At 66.0% G+C, this 19155-nt stretch carries 18 protein-coding genes; 6 read left to right on the forward strand and 12 right to left on the reverse strand.

What is annotated here, in order from left to right; translation table 11 throughout:
- Positions 1-2 precede the first annotated feature (2 nt).
- Positions 3-512, forward strand: coding sequence for a TRAP transporter small permease (locus tag ACEN8I_RS07275; protein WP_413327641.1), 510 nt, complete (start codon positions 3-5; stop codon positions 510-512).
- Between the two features lie 18 nt (positions 513-530).
- On the forward strand, positions 531-1826 hold the full coding sequence (locus ACEN8I_RS07280) for a TRAP transporter large permease (RefSeq protein ID WP_413327642.1): 1296 nt from the start codon (positions 531-533) through the stop codon (positions 1824-1826).
- Between the two features lie 18 nt (positions 1827-1844).
- Here the strand turns inward: ACEN8I_RS07280 and ACEN8I_RS07285 are convergent, their stop codons facing one another.
- Positions 1845-2558 (reverse strand): aspartate/glutamate racemase family protein, encoded by a 714-nt coding sequence (locus tag ACEN8I_RS07285; protein WP_413327643.1) that lies wholly within the window; start codon positions 2556-2558, stop codon positions 1845-1847.
- Positions 2559-2605: 47 nt separating this feature from the next.
- On the opposite strand from ACEN8I_RS07285, the gene crcB reads away from it, so the two are divergent.
- On the forward strand, positions 2606-2992 hold the full coding sequence (gene crcB, locus ACEN8I_RS07290; protein WP_007869549.1) for a fluoride efflux transporter CrcB: 387 nt from the start codon (positions 2606-2608) through the stop codon (positions 2990-2992).
- An 84-nt stretch (positions 2993-3076) separates the two neighbouring features.
- Complete coding sequence (locus tag ACEN8I_RS07295; RefSeq protein ID WP_413327644.1) at positions 3077-4240, forward strand: helix-turn-helix domain-containing protein; 1164 nt, start codon at positions 3077-3079, stop codon at positions 4238-4240.
- 15 nt (positions 4241-4255) lie between these two features.
- Here ACEN8I_RS07295 and ACEN8I_RS07300 read toward each other — a convergent pair whose 3' ends face one another.
- The 8 genes from ACEN8I_RS07300 to ACEN8I_RS07335 form a co-directional block, all read right to left on the reverse strand.
- Entirely contained in the window at positions 4256-4759 is a 504-nt protein-coding gene (locus ACEN8I_RS07300; RefSeq protein ID WP_413327645.1) for a copper chaperone PCu(A)C, read from the reverse strand.
- Positions 4760-4815: 56 nt separating this feature from the next.
- A complete protein-coding gene (locus tag ACEN8I_RS07305; protein ID WP_413327646.1) occupies positions 4816-5364 on the reverse strand; it encodes a YcnI family protein in 549 nt (182 codons plus the stop codon).
- A gap of 57 nt (positions 5365-5421) precedes the next feature.
- Positions 5422-7776 (reverse strand): TonB-dependent receptor, encoded by a 2355-nt coding sequence (locus ACEN8I_RS07310; protein WP_413327647.1) that lies wholly within the window; start codon positions 7774-7776, stop codon positions 5422-5424.
- An 80-nt stretch (positions 7777-7856) separates the two neighbouring features.
- Positions 7857-8213 carry a DUF2946 family protein gene (locus ACEN8I_RS07315; RefSeq protein ID WP_413327648.1) on the reverse strand — a complete coding sequence of 119 codons (357 nt, stop codon included), beginning with the start codon at positions 8211-8213 and terminating at the stop codon, positions 7857-7859.
- 64 nt (positions 8214-8277) lie between these two features.
- Positions 8278-9054, reverse strand: coding sequence for a molybdate ABC transporter substrate-binding protein (locus tag ACEN8I_RS07320; protein WP_413327649.1), 777 nt, complete (start codon positions 9052-9054; stop codon positions 8278-8280).
- Positions 9055-9191: 137 nt separating this feature from the next.
- Positions 9192-10013: an extracellular solute-binding protein gene (locus ACEN8I_RS07325; RefSeq protein ID WP_413327650.1), complete on the reverse strand. Its 822-nt coding sequence runs from the start codon at positions 10011-10013 to the stop codon at positions 9192-9194.
- Entirely contained in the window at positions 10010-10699 is a 690-nt protein-coding gene (locus tag ACEN8I_RS07330; protein WP_413327651.1) for a phosphate ABC transporter ATP-binding protein, read from the reverse strand. The genes ACEN8I_RS07325 and ACEN8I_RS07330 overlap by 4 nt, the downstream gene beginning before the upstream one ends.
- Complete coding sequence (locus tag ACEN8I_RS07335; protein WP_413327652.1) at positions 10696-11448, reverse strand: ABC transporter permease; 753 nt, start codon at positions 11446-11448, stop codon at positions 10696-10698. Before ACEN8I_RS07335 ends, ACEN8I_RS07330 begins: the two co-directional genes overlap by 4 nt.
- Positions 11449-11585: 137 nt before the next feature.
- On the opposite strand from ACEN8I_RS07335, the gene ACEN8I_RS07340 reads away from it, so the two are divergent.
- Complete coding sequence (locus ACEN8I_RS07340; RefSeq protein ID WP_413327653.1) at positions 11586-12695, forward strand: substrate-binding domain-containing protein; 1110 nt, start codon at positions 11586-11588, stop codon at positions 12693-12695.
- A 19-nt stretch (positions 12696-12714) separates the two neighbouring features.
- Here ACEN8I_RS07340 and senA read toward each other — a convergent pair whose 3' ends face one another.
- Positions 12715-13983, reverse strand: a complete 1269-nt coding sequence (gene senA / locus ACEN8I_RS07345; RefSeq protein WP_413327782.1) for a selenoneine synthase SenA — start codon at positions 13981-13983, stop codon at positions 12715-12717.
- Between the two features lie 420 nt (positions 13984-14403).
- On the opposite strand from senA, the gene ACEN8I_RS07350 reads away from it, so the two are divergent.
- Positions 14404-16170 (forward strand): hypothetical protein, encoded by a 1767-nt coding sequence (locus tag ACEN8I_RS07350; protein ID WP_413327654.1) that lies wholly within the window; start codon positions 14404-14406, stop codon positions 16168-16170.
- A gap of 141 nt (positions 16171-16311) precedes the next feature.
- On the opposite strand, the gene ACEN8I_RS07355 is transcribed toward ACEN8I_RS07350, so the two are convergent.
- Entirely contained in the window at positions 16312-18504 is a 2193-nt protein-coding gene (locus ACEN8I_RS07355) for a hypothetical protein (protein WP_413327655.1), read from the reverse strand.
- On the reverse strand, positions 18501-19151 hold the full coding sequence (locus ACEN8I_RS07360; protein WP_413327656.1) for a glycoside hydrolase family 25 protein: 651 nt from the start codon (positions 19149-19151) through the stop codon (positions 18501-18503). Before ACEN8I_RS07360 ends, ACEN8I_RS07355 begins: the two co-directional genes overlap by 4 nt.
- Between the last annotated feature and the right edge of the window lie 4 nt (positions 19152-19155).

A 19155-nucleotide genomic window follows, 5' to 3' on the forward strand; every position in this document is an offset into this window, starting at 1 on the left:
CCATGCGCCGCATGCTCGATGCCCTGTATGACGGCGCGGCGTGGTTGGGCGCCCTGTTCATGATCGGCACGCTGGTGTCTGTGCTGGCCGGCGTGCTGGACCGCCAGTTCGCGTGGTCGCTGCGCGGCACCGACATGTACGCCGGCTACTGCATGGCGGCCAGCGGCTTCCTGGCGCTGGCCCACACCCTCAAGAAGGGTGAGCACATCCGCGTCACGCTGATCCTCAACGGCTTGCGCGGCAGTGCCCGGCGCGCGCTGGAAATCTGGGCCCTGGCCTTGGCCACGGCGCTTTCCATGCTGTTTGCCTGGTACAGCGTCATGCTGTCGGTCAATTCCTATGCCTACCACGATATCTCCACCGGAAACGATGCCACGCCGCTATGGATTCCGCAGATCACCATGGGCGTGGGCGCCGTCATCCTGATGATCGCGTTCATCGACGAACTGGTGCTGGAAATCCGGGGCCGGCGCACCCAGGCCGGCAGCGACGAAGCGCTGCATCACGAATAAACAACAACAAAGAACTTCATGTCCGATCTCGCCATCACTTCGTTGCTGATACTTTCGCTCTTTTTGATACTCGGTTCGGGTGTCTGGATTGGCCTCACCCTGTCAGGCGTGGCCTGGATAGGCATGCAGCTTTTCTCCTCACGCGCCGCGGGCGACGCCATGGCCGTGACCATCTGGGGATCGTCCTCAAGCTGGACACTGACAGCCCTGCCTCTTTTTGTGTGGATGGGCGAAATCCTGTTTCGCACCAAGCTCAGCGAAAGCATGTTCAAGGGTCTCGCCCCCTGGGTCAGCCGGCTGCCGGGCGGCCTGCTGCACACCAACGTCATCGGTTGCACCATCTTTGCCGCAGTCTCGGGTTCCTCTGCGGCAACCTGCGCCACCATCGGCAAGATGACACTGCCGGAACTGGCCAAACGCGGCTACCCGGAAGACATCACGATAGGCTCCCTCGCGGGCGCCGGCACGCTGGGCCTGCTGATTCCTCCGTCCATCATCATGATCGTCTACGGCGTCAGCGCCGACGTGTCGATTGCCCGGTTGTTCATCGCGGGCGTTTTTCCCGGCCTGCTGCTGGCATCTCTTTTCTCGGGCTACCTGGTCGTCTGGGCCCTGCTCAACAAGGGCAAGATTCCACCGCCCGATGCCGCGATGAGTTTTGGCGAAAAAATCTATGAGTCGCGCCACTTGATACCGGTCGTGCTCCTCATCGGCGCCGTGCTGGGCTCCATCTATACCGGCGTGGCCACCGCAACCGAGGCCGCGGCCATCGGCGTCGTCGGCTCACTCGTGCTGGCCGTCGTGCAGAGGTCCATGAGCTGGAACACCTTCAAGGAATCCTTGCTGGGCGCAACGCGCCTGTACTGCATGATCGCGCTGATCCTGGCCGGCGCCGCGTTCCTGACGCTGAGCATGGGTTACATCGGACTGCCCCGCCACCTGGCCGAATTCGTCTCCAGCCTCGGGCTGAGCCCCTTCCTGCTCATCGTTGTGTTGAGCATTTTCTACATCGTGCTGGGCTGCTTTCTGGACGGAATTTCGATGGTGGTGCTGACCATGGGCGTCATCCTGCCCACGGTGCAGGCGGCCGGGCTGGACCTGATCTGGTTCGGCATCTTCATCGTCATCGTGGTGGAGATGGCGCAGATCACGCCGCCGGTGGGCTTCAACCTGTTTGTGCTCCAGGGCATGACGAAGAAAGAAATCACCTATATCGCACGGGTCACCTTGCCGTTTTTCTTCCTGATGTGCGGCATGGTGTTGCTGCTCTGGTTCTTTCCGCAGATTGCCACCTGGCTGCCGGGCAAGATGTAGGGGCCAACGGCGGCCCGCTCAACTCCACGGGCCAAGCAGCCTTTCATCATCCGTCAGCGCCCAGGTCTTCAGGCCTGTGGCCGCTTCGACAGCCTGCCGGTAAGGCGGCAGGTTGGTGCACTCAAGCACTACCTCCTCCAGAGAAGGCTCGCGCCGCTTGAGCGCCACGGCCGCATCCACCACCTCGCGGCTGGCCTTGTCCATGTCCAGGGTGTCGCGGTTGCCCAGTATGGCCGTCGCGAATTCCCCCGCCGGGTCCACGCCCTGCACCACCACGTCGGCCAGCCGGCCGGCCGGCACGCCGGCTGCGAGCAAATGCTCGGGGCCCAGCGCGGCCGCGCTGATAGTCAGCACGCCCACCCTCGCCTGGCGCGCCAGCAGCCCCGGCAATTGCAGCAGGCTGGACGTGACCACGGGCACCCGCGCGGCGGCCTGCAGCTCGTCCTGCAGCAACACCAGGAAGCCGCAGCTCGTGGTGACGGCGCGCGCGCCCTCGGCTTCCAGCGCCTGCACGGCCTGGACAAAGGCCGGCGCCACGCCCGCGGCGCGCAGGCCGGCCGCCGTCTGCACAATCTTGCCGGGCCAGGCGCCGCGCACCACATGCCGGCGCACCGGCACGCCAAACGCATCGGGATGGCCCACGTCGCCTGGCGGGCGCGGAAAGCGGGTGTCGAGCATCACGACTCCCAGGAAGCCTGTCTCGCCGGATGGAGATGCAGCGGTTAAAGTCATGGCTGCATTGTCCCGCCAAAGCATCCCCTTTACCTCCGACACACGCCATGCTCACTGTCCTTGCCATCTCCCTGGGCGCCTCGCTGGGCGCGCTGGCCCGCTGGGGCCTGAGCCTGTGGCTCACACCGGGCGGCATCATCCCCTGGGGAACACTGGCCGCCAACCTGATAGGCGGCTACCTGATAGGCATCTGCATCGCGGTATTCCAGGCCATGCCCCAGCTGGACCCGGTCTGGCGCCTGGCGCTGGTGACCGGCTTCCTGGGCGGGCTGACCACCTTTTCCTCGTTTTCGGCCGAGGTGGTGATCTTCCTGATGGACGCGCGCTACGGGCTGGCGGCGCTCACGGCCACGGTGCATGTACTGGGTTCGCTGCTGATGACGGTGGCGGGGCTGAAGTCCGCCATGCTGCTGATCGCCGCCAACGCGCGCTGATACCGTCCCGGGGCGCTTGCCGCAGTGGCGCACCCAGGCAAAAACCCCCTCTGCGCAAACCGGCGAAATTCGCCACAATGGGCCATGGCATCCATGACCCCCTTTCATCCCGCCCAGGCCACGGGCGGCCAGGACAGGCTGGCACGCATAGGGCGCGCGCGCCAGGCTGTCCTGTACGGCGAAACCCGGCCCGCCGACGCGGCGCCGGCCCTGGAAGGCTGGATAGAACGCTCCTGGCGGCGCTGCCTGGCCGGCGGCCAACGCCCTGAGCAGGCACCCACCTTCGACGCCGTGCCGGCCGCCGAGATGCGGCGCCACCAGGAAGCCAACCAGCAACTGGTGCAGGCCGCCAAACCCACGCTCGAGAGGCTGGGCCGCGCAATTGCCGACACCCGCTACTTCGCCATCCTGACCAACCAGGCCGGCGTGGTGGTCGACGTCAACGGCCGCATAGACCGCAGCGACAGCCGCGCCGATGTGATCACGCGCATAGGCACAGACCTTTCGGAAGCCCGGGTCGGCACCACCGCCATAGGCGCGGCACTGGGTGAGCTGCAGCCGGTCTGGCTGCACCGGGGCGAGCATTTTTTCGACGCGACCTCGGTCTACAGCTGCGCCGGCGCGCCGCTGTTCGGCCCCGACGGGCACTGCGCCGGCATGCTGGACCTGACAGGCATAGAAGCGGCCGAGCGGCCCGAGCTCAAGCACCTGGTCACCCAGTGCGCGCGCAGCATTGAAAACGCGCTCACGCTGGGCCGGCCCCATGCCCTGCTGATCCGGCTCAACTGGCCGGGGCGGGTGCTGGGCGACGACAGCGACGGCCTGCTCTGCGTGGACGCCGACGGCTGCGTCACCGGCGCCAACCCGGCGGCCCGGCAAATGCTCTCGCGCCTGGACACCGCGGCCGGCGGCATGCCGCACTGCAGCGAGCTGTTCGCCATGCCTTTTGAAATGCTGTTTGACGCGGCACAGCGCCGCGGCAATGCGCAGGGCGGCGTGCTGGAGGCGCCGCTGTGGTCGGGCCTGCGCCTGCACGCGCTGGCGCTGCCGGCCGGCCGCGATGCCCCGCCCGCCGCGCTGCAGCTGCCGCCTTCGACCGACGCGGGCCGGCCGCTCAAAGACCTTGAGACCGCGCTGATCCGCAAGGCCGTCAGCGACGCGCGCGGCAATGTGCTGCAGGCCGCCAGGGCGCTGGGCGTGAGCCGGGCCACCGTGTACCGGCGGCTGGGCCCAGGCAAGCGCGGCTAGAGCCCGGCCCTGGTCTTAGTGCTTATGCTCCACCGCGGCGCCGGCCGCACCGGGCGCCGCCGTGGCCACCGGCAGTTTCAACTCCAGCTTGCTTTCCACGCCCTTGGCATCCTTGAACAGCAGGGTCAGGGGAATCGTGCTGTCCTTGGCCAGCGGTGCCTTGAGGTCCATCAGCATCACGTGGTAACCGCCGGGCTTGAACTCCACTTTTTTGCCGGCGGGCAGCTCCAGCGACGGCAGCGCGCGCATTTTCATGACGTCGCCTTCCATCTTCATTTCATGCACCTCGGCCACACCGGCTACCGGTGAGGACACGCCCACCAGTCGGGTCGCCTCACTGGCCGTGAGGCTCATAAAAGCCCCCGAGCCCCTCTGCCCCTGCACGGTGGCGCGGGCCCAGGCGCCGTCGACCTTGACGGCGGCCCCCTGCGCCAGAGCAGCCGTGCCGCCCAGCGCGAGCGACAACAGCAGCGCGGCTTGCGAAAGCCTGGGGAATGTCGGGAATTTTCCGGATGTCATGCAAATGCTCCTTGAAACAATGGGTTGACTTTAAAACGAAGCGCAGCCGGTGCCGTTCAGTGGTTGTGTTCGCCGCCGCCCGCGGGCATCAGCTCCAATGCGGCGGCGGGGTTTTTCAGGTCTGAGAGTGACTGGCCCGGCTTGGGCACTTCATTCCAATCCACCTTGCCTTCCTCGCACACCTGCATGACGGGCCAGTACAGCATGCCGGCCTTGGCCGGCAGCTTGGCCTGCAGCACGAACTCGTCGTACCAGTCGTTCTGCAAATAATCGGCCGGGGTTTTGGCCGTCCAGCTGATGCGGGATACGTCTTCGGTGATGGTTTTTCCATGGTCCTGGCGCGGCTGGGCCAGTTTCTCGCGCGTGACTTCCAGCGCCCAGCCGGCCTTGGGCATGGGTTTGGCGCCCTGCACGCCCGCGGGAATCGTGACCACGATCTGCTTGACGGGCGAGTTGCCGCAGCCGTGGCCGACCTTGAAGGTCCCCTTGTAATAGCTGCCCGCATTGGCCACCTGGTATTCCAGCGTGACATGCGCGGCGGCGGGCAGGGAGGCGGCCAAAAGCAGCATGCCGGCGGCGACGGTTTTAAGGGCGATAGGTTTCATGGTTCATCCTTGGTAACGGGTTGACTTGGTGACTTGATAAAAAAAAGAAAGCGCGGATCACAGGCTGAAGTTCAGTTCGGCCATAAAAGTACGCTGCGGATAAGGGTGGAAATTCCAGTATTGGTAGTTGTTCAGGTTGTCGATGCCGACCGCTGCGCTCCACTGTTTGTTCACCTGGTAGCGCACGCGCACGTCGGTGGTGAAGTATTTGCTGGTGCCCTGGTAGGCAAAGCCGTTCACGTCGGCGTTGTCCAAACTCGAATACTGCCTGCCGCTGTAGCGGGCGGCAAAGCTGCCCGACAGCTGCGGCGTAAAGCGGTAGCTGGCCACGGCCGTGGCGCGCCACACCGGCACCCGCGGCTGGTACTTGCCCAGCGTGTCGCCCGCCACTGCGACAAAGCCACTGTTCTCCTTGATGCGGGAATCAGCGTAGGTGATGCTGCCGCTCAGGTCCAGCCCTTTTTTGAGCACGTCGTTGCCGCTGAAGGCCAATTCCACGCCCTGGGTCTTGATGCGCCCGACGTTCTGCACACGGCTGATGTTGGCATTGGCGGCGGGGTCGAAAGTAGTTTGCGAATACAGCGCGTCGCGGGTGTTCTCGGTAAAAAAGGTCAGGCGCAGCAAGGCATTGCCCAGATCTTTTTCGGCCGTGAGCTCGGTGGTCCAGGACTTCTCGGGCTTGAGATTGGGGTCGTTGATGTACTGGGAGTTGACCGTCGCCGTCGCGCCATACAGCTCACCGACCGTCGGAAAGCGAACCGCGCGGCCCACAGAGGCCTTGAGCACCGTATCCGTCGACCATTGGTAGGACAGCGCGCCCTTGGGCGATACCGCGCTGTCGCTGCGCGAGGCATAGCCCGTGTTGGCCGGGTTGCCGGCCCCGAAGCTGGTAAAACCGCCGGAGGCCGTCCAGTTTTCCAGGCGCGCGCCCAGCACGGTTTTCCACCTGGGTGCAAAGGCCCAGGCATCTTGCGCATACAGGCTGCGCAAGCGGGTCTCGCCGCCCACGTCGCTGACCACGGCGCCCGGCCCGCTGGTGAGCCAGTTGGCCGCCGCGGATTTGAGGATGCGCAGCTGGTAGCTGTCCTGCTGGAAGCCGAAATCCACGATGTGCGCGCCCTGGATGCCTTCGGGCCGCCAGATGCCCTTGAAGGCCAGCGTGTTCCAGCCCGTGCCGTCCTGGTCCTGCAGCGTGCCGGCGCCGCCGTTCAGGGCGCCCGGCTGCGCGCCGGTGGCCGCACGAACCTGGTCCTTCTGGTAGTCGTACAGGCTGGCCGCAAGCTCCCAGTCCCAGGTACCCTGCGTGTTCGACTTGACCGACAAGCCGTGCATCACATGCGTCAAGGCCTCGTTGCTCACGCCGAAATCGCTGGCCGCGAGCGTATAGCCGCGCCCACTGATGCTGACGTTGCCGCTGTAGACCGGCGTGCCCGCCGCATCACGCAAATAGCTCTGCGAGCGGTTCTCCGCCGTGTTCTTCCAGTAGCCCAGCGTGTAGCTGGCGCGCACCGTGGACGAAAAATCGTAGGCGAGCTTGAACTTGAGGTGGTCCTGCCGCGTCTCGTACTGCGTGGCGCCGCCCAGCAGCAGCCAGGGGACATTGCGCGTGTTCAGGCCGGGCACGGCGCCGCTCACCACAGTGGCGCCGGCCGCGGGGGCCGTGGTGCTCAGCGTGCGCGTGGCGAAGGTCAGGGGCTGGCCCGCGCTTTCGGTGCGGTTGGCATTGATGAACCAGGACCAGTCGCCGTTGCGGTTGCCCAGCGAGGCACTGGCCTGGTTGCCGCTGAAGCTGCTGTCGCTGCCGTAGAGCTTGAAGTTTTGCGTGAAGCCGCCGAGCTTGGCATGCGCCTCGAACTGCGTGGGCATGCGCGTGACGTAATCCACCACAGCGCCTACCGAATTGCCCGGGTAAGCGGCGGAGAACGGACCGTAGAGCACGTCGACCCGCTCGATCTCCTCCGGCGTCACCAGGCCCCAGCGCGGCGCGTAATTGGTGCCGTTGGCAATCCCGTTGCCCAGGTAGTTGGACAGCAAAATGCCGTCGGCATACACCGCCGAACGCGCGCTGTTGCCCGTGCCCGAGGCACGGCTCGAGAGGATGGCGTGGTTGTAATCACCTATGTAGCGCTTGCGCACCAGCAGGCTGGGAAAGTACTTGAGCGCATCCTCGCTGTCGGTGGCGTTGATGGTCTGCGCGATCTGCTCGCGCGTGATGCCTTCAATCGTCGTCGGAATTTGCGTGGGCAAAGAGGTCGGCTGGCCGCTGTTGACGGTGACCACGCCCAGGGATTTGGCCGGTGCGTCGGCAGGCTGGACCTGCGCGAACGCCGCCAGGGGAATGGCTGCCAGGGGGAGAGCCAGCGCCGTGGCACCGCGCCAGGCAAGCGCGCACGGTGTGCGGGAAAGGTTCATGAAAACTCACACTCTGAAATGAACGGACGCGCAGGCCGCCAGGCCCGCGCGCGGGAATGCCTCAGGCGAGGCGGTTCAGGTCAGAGTACGGGAGGCCCGCGGCTGAAGGGCAGCCCGGGGACGGCGGCGCCGGTGGCCGAAGGGAGGTCCGACGCTGCAACATCAGTACCGGAAAAACAGGGGGTAGCGGCCAGCGGCAAAGGCGGCAGCACCAAGCCCGGTGAGGCACACAGGTCGCAGCGCAGGCCAGTGGACCCCGCATCGCCGTCGACGGCATCACCGCCGGCGTTGGAAGAAACCGTGTTGACACTGCAAATGCCGCCCAGCTTGCCGGTTTTGACATCCTGGGCCAGCATGGACACCGGCGCCCACAGCGCCGACAGCACGGCCAGGAAAGCCAGCCAGGCGGCAAGGCGTTCCCAGACGGGCAGAGTCAAGCGGGAGGTGGGGTGGTGAGGCACAGGGTGATTATAAGTACACCACCCGTTCACCCATCCATCTTCAAGGCGCGCCGAAGCCGAAACGGAGGAACACCTCCTGCGCTTCGGGTGTCAGCAGGTAAGCGGCGAATTGCGCAGCGGCAGCATCGCCGCTTCGCGCGGTCAGCCCGTAAGCGGCGCTCACCTGCAATTCCAGCGGCATCTGCAGCACGTTCATGCGCGGCACTTCCTTGCGAACCGCCACCGCATTGGTGCAATAAGTCAGGAACAGGTCGGCGCGGCCTTCGGTGATCAACCATTCGTAGGTGCTGCGGCCGGCCGGCGGCTGGGGTGCCTCGGGCGAGCCGGTGAGCTTGAGCGCCTTGGCGTCCAGTGCTGCATAGGCGCCGGGTTTCAGCGCCTCGGCCTTGCGGAACACTTCCCAGGCATAGTCGCCCGAGGGGTCCGCCTTGGGCGTGGAGGTGCCCAGCTTGACGGCCGGGTCCAGCATCAAGTTGAGCAGCTTGCCGGGCTCCGCACTGAGTTGAGGCACTGCCAGTGCGCACAGCTGGTTGCGCACAAAAAGCGTGGGCTGCGCCCATGCGCTCGCCGCCATGGCATGCAGACGCTGGGGATGCTGCGTATCGGCCGAGGCAAATACCTGTGCGGCCTCACCCTTTTCAATACGCTCGCGCAGCAGGCCGGATGCGCCAAAGGTCAGCTGGGTTTTAAGGCCCGTGCGGGACTCATAAACGCGGGCAACTTCGGTAAGCGCTTCACGCAGGCTGCCCGCCGCATAGACGCGCAGCGGCGCAGTGGCTTCAGCAGCAGATGCTGCGGGCGATTGGGCATGCGCCATCTTCAAGCCTCCTGAAAAAGCAAGCACCGCAGCAGCCCATACCAGCAGGCGCCGCGGAACCGGCTTTGCCGGGCCGCAGGCGCCGTCCCCTGGAGGGGCGAACAAGCTACACGCAGTGAGCTTGGACAGGGGGGAGCTCATCTTGCGTTGGGGAAGAACAGTTGCTCGCCGTTGATCTTGTAGGCCGCAACCACCGCCTGCCCCGCAGGCGAAATCACCCAGTCGACAAACTTCTGCGCTTCGGCCGCCTTGACCTGCGGGTGTTTGGCGGGGTTGACCACCATCACGCCGTACTGGTTGAACAGCCGCGTGTCGCCTTCCACCAGCACGGCCAGGTCGCCACGGTTCTTGAAGGACAGCCAGGTGCCGCGATCGGCCAGCACGTAGGCGCCGCTGCTGGCCGCGATATTGAGCGCCGGGCCCATGCCGCAGCCGCAGGCCTTGTAGTTGGCAAAGGCCGGTTTGTCGGCCGGTGTGTCTATGCCGGCGCTTTTCCAGTAGCGCAGTTCGGCGGCGTGGGTGCCGCTCCTGTCGCCGCGCGAGACGAAGTTGGCGTTCGCGGCGCTGAGTTTTTTCAGCGCGTCGACGACGTCCTTGCCCTTGGCTTTGGCCGGATCGGCCGCGGGGCCTACCAGCACAAAGTCGTTGTACATGACCGGAAAGCGTTTCACGGCAAAACCTTCGGCGACGACCTTCTCTTCGGCGACCTGGTCATGCACAAACAGCACGTCGGCATCGCCGCGCCTGCCCATGTCAATGGCTTGGCCGGTGCCGACGGCCACCACCTTGACGTCTATGCCCGTGGCTTTCTTGAATTCAGGCAGCAGGTGCGAAAACAGGCCCGACTGCTCGGTCGAGGTGGTGGAGGCCATCACGATGGACGTTTGCGCCATGGCCAACGTTGCGGACAAGGCCAAGGGGATCAGAGCCAGGGCTCTGAGAGTCTTCAAGGTGATCATGCAAGTTCTCCTTTTAAAAATGCTTCCGCCGCGGCGGGAACCGGTCCGCCAAAAAATGCCGCCGTGGGCAGGTCGGCGACCAGCCGGCCCTGCTCCAGGTAAATCACACGCTGCGCCAGTCGCTTGACCTGGCCCAGGTTGTGGCTGCTGAAGATCAGCGTCATGCCGGCGTCGGCGAACTCGGCCATCAGGCGCTCGACCTCGCGCTTGGCGGAGGGGTCAAGGCTGGCAGTGGGCTCATCGAGCAGCAGGACCTGCGGCTTGAGCGCCCAGGCCCGCGCCAGCGCCACGCGCTGCTGCTGGCCGCCCGACAGGGCCTTGGCGTTGCGCGTGGCCAGATGCGCCAGGCCCACGCGTTCCAGCGCCGCCAGCGCCTGCACCTTGGCTTCGCGCCAGGGAACACCGGCCAGCCACAGGCCCAGCGCCACGTTACGCAGCACACTGGCGCGCAGCATGTAAGGCCGCTGGAACAGCATGGCCTGGCAGGCCCGCGAGTCATGCTGCAGGCTGCCGGCCGCGGGACGGACCAGGCCGTTCAAGGTTCGCAGCAAGGTGCTTTTGCCGCTGCCATTGGAGCCCACCAGGGCCAGCCTTTCGCCGGCCTGGATGCGCAGCGTGCAGCCGCTGAGTGCCTGGACGCGGCCGTAGCGCACATCCACGGCTTGCAGCTTGAAGAGTTCGGTCATGGCGTCCCTCCCTGGGCGGCCATGCCAGCGGCCGGGTCGGGCAGGCGGTCGTCGAGCTGTTCTCGCCAGCGCCGAAGGCCCGCGATCAGGATGTTGAGCAGCAGCACCACGCCCAGCAGCACCATGCCCAGGGCCAGGGCCAGCGGCAGATCGCCCTTGCTGGTTTCGAGCGCGATCGCCGTGGTCATCACGCGCGTAAAGCCGTCGATGTTGCCGCCCACCACCATGACCGCGCCGACTTCCGAGACGGCCCGGCCAAAGGCGGCGATCAGCACCGTGAGCAAGGCATACCGTTCGTCCCACAGCAGGATCAGGCCGCGCACGAAGCGGCCCGCGCCCAGCGACTGGAACTGCTCGCCGTGGCTGCGGTCGGCATCCTCTATCGCCTGGCGCACCAGTGCGGTGACCACGGGCAGCACCAGCACGGCCTGCGCCAGCACCATGGCCTTGAAGGAAAACAGCCAGCCCAGGAAACCCAGCGGCCCGGTGCGCGACAGCAGCAAATAAACCACCAGCCCGACCACCACCGAAGGCAGCGCCAGCGCGGTATTGAGCAAGGCCAGCACCGCGCCGCGGCCGCGAAAGCGCGACACGCCCAGCCACGCGCCCAGCAGCAGGCCGCCGCTGCAGGCGATCACGCAGGCGGACGCGCTTACGGCCAGCGAGCGGGCGACGATGCCGGCCAGCAGGGGGTCAAGCGAGGTGATGAGGGAGAAGGCCGTAACGGCGCTGTCGGAGAAGGTGTTCATTAGCGGTTCGGAAGGGACTCTAGCCTAGGGCCTAAGTCCTTGATTCACATCGGGAATCATCGCTATGAACGAGTTTGCATAGGTCACACAACCATCGCCGGACCCAGCACTCATAATCAAGCCACTTCCGCCCCGCCATGCACAAAGTCGAACTCTCCTACCTGCTCACGCCGCAGCGCGGCAAAAGCGCGCTGATACGCAACCCCCTGATGGACCTGCTGCATGCGGTGCGCGAGCAGGGCTCCATCTCGAAGGCTTCCAAGGCGCTGGACCTGTCCTACCGCCACGTGTGGGGCGCGCTCAAGGACTGGGAGCAGACGCTGGGGCGCGAGCTCATCGTCTGGGACAAAGGCCAGCGCGCACGGCTCACCGAGTTCGGCGAAAAGCTGCTGTGGGCCGAGCGCCAGGCGCAAGCCCGGCTGGCACCGCAGATCGAGGCCCTGACCAGCGACATCGAGCGCGCGTTCTCCACCGCCTTCGATGACGAGGCCCATGTGCTCACGCTGTACGCCAGCCACGACGCCGCGCTGTCGGCGCTGCGCGAACAGGCCGGCGCGCGCGGCCTGCACCTGGACATCCGCTTCATGGGCAGCGTGGATGCGATCGCGGCGCTGAACGCGGGGCGCTGCATGATGGCGGGTTTCCACACGCTGGAGCAGCCGGGCAGCCAGTCCCTCACCGCGCGCAGCTACCGCAACCTGCTCAAGCCCGGACTGCACAAGCTGATCGGTTTCGCCCACCGCACGCAGGGCCTGATCGTGGCCAGGAACAACCCGCTGCGCATCACCGGCATCGCCGACCTGGCAAGGCCAGACCTGCGCTATATGAACCGCGCCGAAGGCACGGGCACGCGCGTGCTGCTCGATGAATTGCTGGCCAGGGCCGGCGTGGCCTCTTCCGCAATCCAGGGCTACCAAAGCCAGGAGCCTTCACACACCGCCGTGGCCCAGGCCGTCGCCAGCGACGCGGCCGACGCAGGCTTGGGCATTGAAGCGGCGGCGCATGAAAAGGGCCTGGGCTTTGTGCCGCTGGCGCAGGAGCGTTACCACCTGGTCTGCCTGAAGTCCGAGCTGTCCACGCCACAGGTGCAGGCGCTGCTCAAGGAACTGCAAAGCCGCGACTGGCAGGCCACCCTGGAGCAACTGCCCGGCTACAGCGGCAAGCTGGCCCAGAGCGGCAAGGTGCTGTCGCTGCGCGCCACCCTGCCCTGGTGGACCTACCGCAAGGAAAAGTCCGCCAAGGCCTAGCCTGGGCAGCAAGCGCTTTTCAGAGTGCGCAGGAACGAAAGCCACAGAACACGTCGTCGCGGCCCGGCAAGGCAAAACCGCGGTGCTTGGGATTTTTCATGCGTGCACGCGTCGCGAAGGACGCACCGCGCAACACCTTGTGTGTGCCGAAGCGCGGCTGTGAATAAGCCTGCCAGGGGCCGGGTGCAAAACCCGGGTAGGGCCTGAAACTGCTGCCCACCCATTCCCAGACATCGCCCCATTTAAAACCGCGCCGCGCCGCCGTGTGCGCGGCCAGTTCCCACTCCACCTCGGCCGGCAGCCGCCGCCCGGCCCATCGGCACCAGGCATCGGCCTCCCACCAGCTCATGTGCATGGCGGGCTGGTTGCCTTGCATGCGGCGCGGCACGCCGAAGCGGTTCTGTATCACCGCGCCGCTGGAGATGCCGATCTGGTCTACATAACGCGGGCCGCGCCGGCCCTCGCCCGCGGCCTGGCCCTGCAGCCAGCGCCAGCCGTCCGGCTGCCAGAGCTCCTCGCGGTCGTAGCCGCCGTCGCCGACGAATTCCACATACTGGGCCCAGCTCACGGGCTGGGCATCGATCTCGAATTCCGGCACGCTGACCGCATGCGCCGCCAGCTCATTGTCAAAGGCGAAACCCGCGCCACCCACGCCACCCGCGCCACCCGCGCCGCCATCGCTACCCATCCGCCACACCGTGGCCGGAACCAGCAGCGACTCGCGCAGCGCCATGGGCGCCGGCGTGAAAGCCTGTTCCAGGCTCTTGTCCAGCGCCAGGCCCAGGGTTTGCGCGCTGCGCACCAGGGCTTCACCGCGCATGTCTTCGAAGAACAGGCTGAGCCGGTAAAAGTACAGCGCATCGTCGCTCGCCGCGGTGCCCTGACCGGCGGGCGCGGTTTTCTCCAGCAGGTCCAGCGTGCTTTCCAGCGTGTCCAGCAAATAGGCGCGGCTGTGCGCCATGCCCGGCAGGTCCAGCGTCCAGCGCGCGCTGTGCGGCACAAGCTGCGCATTCCACCAGCGGTCGGCGTTCGGTTCTATGGAGGCGAGCCGGGTGCGCGCGGGCTCGCAGCGCGCGCCCAGGGCGCGCTGCGTGTTGCGGGCTATCCACCACTCCTGGAACCAGCCCACATGGCCGAGTTCCCACAGCGGCGGGTTGACGTTGGGCAGGCGGGGCACGGAAAAATTTTCGGACTCCAGCGCCTGCTGGTATTGCGCGAACAAATGCAGGGTGTTGTTGCGCGCATCCATCAGGGCCAGCGAAAGCGGATCCCGGCCCGCGCCGCGCATCGCGGGAGAATCCACCAGGACGCCCGCCGCGGCAGGCGATGAGGAGGGTAATGAATTAGGTGTAGCGTCTGAAGCCAAGGCTGCCGTCCTCGCATGCCCGGCCGCGACGGACGCCACCAAGGCGCCATCACATCCGTGCACATGTTGAGGCCAGAATAGCAGAGACAGGGCTGGCCGGCTGGCTATAAGTCAATAGCGTGCATCAGGTGTTTTCCCGCAGCCGGCAACTGTCCATCGCGCCCGCGCAACCGCCGGTCGGCCCGCCCGGCGCATGCGTAATTTCCACTTTTGATTCGGCAAAGACGCGGATAGACTGCGGCCAGTTCTCCTTCAATTGGAGGAGGCATCCTGGGGGCGCAGCGTTTGCCTCCGGACTCACTGCGACCTCAAAAAAACGATCCCTTACCGGCCCGACTCCACATGCAATTACACGACCTCAACTCATCGCCCGCAGAACTCGACCTGACCCTGCTGGATCTCGGGCCCCTGGCCTGGGTGCTGGAGGAATTGCGCAAATCGCTGGAAGGCTCAACCAAGGCGCTCAAACGTTTCATGCGCGAGACCGAGGCCGGGCGCGACTCCGAGATCGGCGCGCTGGACGCGGGCCAGTTGCGCATCGCCCGCCAGCAGTTGCACCAGGCCGTAGGCGCGCTGGAGATGGTGGGCATGAGCGCCCCGGCGCTGGTGCTGCGGGCCATGGAAACCGCAGTGCAGAAATTCATACAGTCGCCGGTACAGTGCAACCAGGATGCCGTAGGCAAGATCGAACTGGCGGGCTTTTCCATCGTCCACTACCTCGAAGACGTGCTGGCGGGCAAGCCGGCTTCGGCCGTATCGCTGTTCCCCCAGTACCGCGACATCCAGGGCCTGGTCGGCGCCGACCGCGTCCATCCCGCGGACCTCTGGGTCTTCGAGTGGCGCTGGATAGAGCCGGTGCTGGACATCAGCGTCCCCGCCTGCGAATACGGCGATGAAACCCGGCAGCTGCTGGACCGCCTCATGCTGACCCTGATACGCACCGGTGATCCCGAGGCCGCGCGCAGCCTTCGCGACACCTGCCTGGGCTTTGCAAAAACGCAGAAAGACATTGAATCCCGCACCTTCTGGAAAATCGCAGCCGGCTTTTTCGAGGCGCTGGCGCAGGGCCTGCTGAACGTCGACCTCTATGTGAAGCGGGCGACTTTGCGCGTGCTGCTGCAATACGTATGGCTGGCCAAGGGCACCGAGGCCTCGGCCCGGCTCGCGGAAGACCTGCTCTTCCTGTGCTCCCAGGCCAAAGTCCAGCGCGCCAGCGATTCGCCGGTGCTGTCGGCGGTGCGCTCGGCCTATGGCCTCAAACGCTTCAAGCCGGTGGACTACGAATCGGTCCAGTTCGGCCGCTTCGCGCCGGCCCTGATCGCCCAGGCCCGCAAGCGCATCGCCTCGGCCAAGGAAACCTGGTCGGCGGCGACCGCGGGTGACGTCGGCAAATTCAAGGTGCTGACTGACCAGTTCAGCCTGGTCACGGATTCGCTGGTCAAGCTGCACCCGCCCAGCGAAGTGCTGGCGCGCGCCATGAGTCGCGTGATTGAAAGCACGGTCGCATCCGGCCAACCGCCCAGGCCCGAGCTGGCGCTGGAATTTGCCACCGCAGTGCTCTTCCTGGAGGCCGTGTTCGACGACTTCGATCCCAACGACCCCCAGCTGTGGGCGCGCACGGCGCGCCTGGCCGAGCGGCTGCAGAGTGCGCGCGATGGCGGCCCCGCGCAGCCCCTGGAGTCGTGGATGGAACAGCTGTACCAGCGCGTCAACGACAAGCAGACCATGGGAAGCGTGGTCGGCGAGCTGCAAACCTCCCTGGCCGCGCTCGAAAAATCGCTGGACCTGTTTTTCCGCACGCCCGAAGACACCCAGCTGCTGGCCGTGGTGCCGGGGCAGCTGGCGCAGATGCAGGGTGTGCTGTCCGTGCTGGACCTGGACCAGGCCGCGCTCGCGGTGACGCACATGCGTGAACTGGTCGAGCGCATGCTCAAGCCGGGCGCCGACGAACAGAAAGCCCACGCCGACGGCATCTTCGACAGGCTGGGCAACAACCTGGGCGCGCTGAGCTTTCTGATCGACATGCTCAACTACCAGCCCGCGCTGGCCAAGCGGCTGTTTGTCTACGATGCCGCCAAGGGCGAACTCAAGGCCGACAAAGAGGCTTAGGACTGCTTTACGGCCTGAGCAGCTTCTTAGAGCCACTCACATAACCCAGCGAAGCGGTCCTGGCTAGGCGCGTCCGCCGCAGACAGTGCACCAGCACGGCAAGGCGGCGCAACAACGCCAGGAGGGTTTTGTGAGTGGCTCTTACTCCCAGACCGTGTACGGCGGCGGGTTGTTGTACTGCGTGCTGAACTCGAAGGCATTGCCCTCGAAGTCAAAGCCCGGTACGTGGATGTTGCACCACAGCCCCCAGCTGTAGGGTTCGCCGACAGCCACCAGGGTCATATCGATGGTCTCCGCCGCGCTTTGCAGCGCCACCGGCGGGGTGTAGCCGCTGCCGCTGCATTGGCCGCCCTGGATTGCGATCTGCATCGTCGTGTATTCACCGCTGGTGTCGTAGTACAGCAAGAAGGTGAAGCAATAGTCCTCGCTGGCCTGCCAGACCAGCCTTACCGGCAGCTCATCGCCGCCCACGACAGCCGGCCTGGCGGTCCCGGGCGCCCAGGGTCCCAGCGTCACCAGCACGCTGGCCGGGCTGGCGACCGAAGTCGCCGCGTTCAGGTCCGAGCTGAAACCGCCCTGGTCGTCAAAGGGCAAGGCGTAGGCGCGCCCGCCTATGGTGACGGCGGGGTTGTGCAGGAAATTGGCGAAGGCGCTCCAGGTGCCGCCGGCGGGATAGAACTGCGAAAAGGTCAACAGGTCCGGTGTGGTGGGCAGTATGTCCAGCGGTGAGCTCACGCTGAAACGGCTCACCGGCGCGCCGGCCGGCAGGGACACCGTCATCGGGATGTTGGCGATCTGGAAGGAGGCCATGTCCATCTGGTCCACCAGGCCGGCCGTGTTGCCCGAACTCAGGCTGACAGTTGCGGTGGTGGCCGGATTGCCCGGGGTGATGCCGCCCTGCAGGAATTTCCAGGTGGTCGCGTAGCCGCGCCCCAGCGCGGTGACGATGACGTTCTCGATGGCGCCCAGCACCGCGCTGCTGTTGGGCGCGGTAAGCGGCTGCTGGGTGTTGTCGGCGAACACGCCGCTGGCCCCGAACACCATCATCGAAGGCGGCGCGTAATACATCAGGCCCTTGGTCGGCGTCCACCAGGCGGGCGGCGGCGGCACGGCCGCGCCGAAAGGCGTGGTCTTGCCCGCGGGGGAATTGGTGCTGAAGAAGGGGTAGTAGAGGTTGTAGGTTTCGCTGTTGCCGCCGGTGAACTGCAGCACGGTGTAGGTGTTGCTGTTGCCGTCGATGTCGATGATGCCGCCCACCTGCACCACGTTGCCGGTGTAGATGTGGTTGCCGTTGTTGTTCTGCTCGACCTGCAGCAGGCCGGGGTTCTTCTTGTACCAGGCAAAAAAATTGTCGATGGCCGCGTCGAACCAGGTCGCCAGCGCGGTGGTGGGCGGCGTGAGGAAGAACAGCTCCACCGGGCTGGTGCTGGCGGTGAAGGGGTTGCTGGCGGCGGTGCTCGCGCTGGCGATCACCACGGTGCCGCCCGTGGGCGCGCCGGGCAGGCTGCTCACGGTGGCGCCGGCCGGCATGAAGGGGCCGCTGACCGGCATGCCCACGCTCAGGCCTCCATTGGTGGGCACGGGGCTGCCCGGGCCGGTGATGCTGAAAGTAGCCTGCCATGCGCCTGGAGTGCCCGAGACGGCAAGGGTTCCCTGCAGGCTGGCAGCCAGCAGCTGGCCGCTGATCAGGTCGTTGGGATTGAGCAGGCGGTAAGGCGTAGCCGCGTCGCTGCCCTCGGGGTACACGCAGTCGGCAAAAGGCGCGAGCGGGCCCACCGCCATGGCCTTGAAGTTGCCCACCAGGGTCTGCCGGTCCAGCGTGGGCACGATGCCCGAGCCGGCGCCGAAATTGGGGTCATGGGGCGTGACCTGCACCGTGAACGGAATGCCCAGCTGGTCCACCTGGGTGATGTCCAAATTGAGATTGTCCGGGGGAGCGTGCCTGGGCGCGTTGGCCGCGGTGCAGCTGAGCGTGACTTCCACGAAGTCATAGAAAAAATTCGCCGTGGCCGCGGTAGGCCCGCTGATCCTGTTGTTCGGCGCGGTCACCGCGTCCGGCGAGTTGCTGAAGTAAAGCCGCGCCGAAGGAAACTGTTTGCCGGCCTCCAGCCGGATGGCGCCGCCGGCCTTCTTCAGGTCGGCCAGCGTGAACAGGGGCGCCAGCGTTCCCGGTTCGGCCACGGGGGCGGCGACGCCGGTGGCCGGGTCCATGCTCCATGCCTGGTTCAGGGTTTCCTGTGTGAGAAAGAGGTAAATCGCCTCATCGGCCAGGCCCGAGGCCCCGTCGTTTTGCTGGCTGTTGTTGACGATGCTGATGGTGACGTAGTTTGTCATGGGAGTCCTTGGCCGAAAGAGGTTGGGGGTGTGGTCAGTGCTTGAAAGGCGGCCGGCTCGAACCAGTTCTGGTCCACGTCGCCGGCCACGCCGCCAATGGGCGTCCCGCCATTGACGGCGCCGTTGCTGTATTGCCAGCAGGACCAGTCCTGCCAGGGCGCGGGGACGGACGGATGCTCCGCATAGTCGGCCAGCCACAGCCTTCGCTTGCCCAGTTGTTCGCAACCCGGCAGGGGCGCGAGGTTTTTCCAGAACCCGCCGTCGGTGTAAATCATGGTCTGCCGCCCGAACAAGGCGTCGGCCGCGGCGGTGAAATCCAGCACCCACTTCAGCACAGCAGAGGGCTTGCACCCGTCCAGGGTTTCGATATCCAGCACCGGCGGCAAATCATTGCGTCCCAGCGCGCCTACGGTTGCGAAAAATTTCTGGGCCTGGTCTTCGGCGAGGCTGACGGCGCGCCCGAAGTGGTAGGCCCCGCGCGTCAAACCGGCAGCCGCGCATCCCGCCCAGTTGTCCTTGAAAAAGGGATCGACGACGTAAACCCCCTCGGTGGCTTTGACAAAAGAAAAAGCCACGCCATTGCGGGCTACCTGGGGCCACCGCACGGCGCCCTGGTAGTGGCTGACGTCTATGCCGCGCACCCACATGCCC

This window comes from Polaromonas sp. CT11-55, from assembly GCF_047303325.1.
Taxonomy (GTDB): domain Bacteria; phylum Pseudomonadota; class Gammaproteobacteria; order Burkholderiales; family Burkholderiaceae_C; genus Polaromonas.

Bases quoted from the DNA above. Each gene is read 5' to 3' on its own strand.
- ACEN8I_RS07275 (WP_413327641.1), top strand. From the start codon at position 3: ATGCGCCGCATGCTCGATGCCCTGTATGACGGCGCGGCGTGGTTGGGC.
- ACEN8I_RS07280 (WP_413327642.1), top strand. From the start codon at position 531: ATGTCCGATCTCGCCATCACTTCGTTGCTGATACTTTCGCTCTTTTTG.
- ACEN8I_RS07285 (WP_413327643.1), bottom strand. From the start codon at position 2,558: ATGACTTTAACCGCTGCATCTCCATCCGGCGAGACAGGCTTCCTGGGA.
- crcB (WP_007869549.1), top strand. From the start codon at position 2,606: ATGCTCACTGTCCTTGCCATCTCCCTGGGCGCCTCGCTGGGCGCGCTG.
- ACEN8I_RS07295 (WP_413327644.1), top strand. From the start codon at position 3,077: ATGGCATCCATGACCCCCTTTCATCCCGCCCAGGCCACGGGCGGCCAG.
- ACEN8I_RS07300 (WP_413327645.1), bottom strand. From the start codon at position 4,759: ATGACATCCGGAAAATTCCCGACATTCCCCAGGCTTTCGCAAGCCGCG.
- ACEN8I_RS07305 (WP_413327646.1), bottom strand. From the start codon at position 5,364: ATGAAACCTATCGCCCTTAAAACCGTCGCCGCCGGCATGCTGCTTTTG.
- ACEN8I_RS07310 (WP_413327647.1), bottom strand. From the start codon at position 7,776: ATGAACCTTTCCCGCACACCGTGCGCGCTTGCCTGGCGCGGTGCCACG.
- ACEN8I_RS07320 (WP_413327649.1), bottom strand. From the start codon at position 9,054: ATGGCGCATGCCCAATCGCCCGCAGCATCTGCTGCTGAAGCCACTGCG.
- ACEN8I_RS07325 (WP_413327650.1), bottom strand. From the start codon at position 10,013: ATGATCACCTTGAAGACTCTCAGAGCCCTGGCTCTGATCCCCTTGGCC.
- ACEN8I_RS07330 (WP_413327651.1), bottom strand. From the start codon at position 10,699: ATGACCGAACTCTTCAAGCTGCAAGCCGTGGATGTGCGCTACGGCCGC.
- ACEN8I_RS07335 (WP_413327652.1), bottom strand. From the start codon at position 11,448: ATGAACACCTTCTCCGACAGCGCCGTTACGGCCTTCTCCCTCATCACC.
- ACEN8I_RS07340 (WP_413327653.1), top strand. From the start codon at position 11,586: ATGCACAAAGTCGAACTCTCCTACCTGCTCACGCCGCAGCGCGGCAAA.
- senA (WP_413327782.1), bottom strand. From the start codon at position 13,983: ATGCGCGGCGCGGGCCGGGATCCGCTTTCGCTGGCCCTGATGGATGCG.
- ACEN8I_RS07350 (WP_413327654.1), top strand. From the start codon at position 14,404: ATGCAATTACACGACCTCAACTCATCGCCCGCAGAACTCGACCTGACC.
- ACEN8I_RS07355 (WP_413327655.1), bottom strand. From the start codon at position 18,504: ATGACAAACTACGTCACCATCAGCATCGTCAACAACAGCCAGCAAAAC.
- ACEN8I_RS07360 (WP_413327656.1), bottom strand. From the start codon at position 19,151: ATGTGGGTGCGCGGCATAGACGTCAGCCACTACCAGGGCGCCGTGCGG.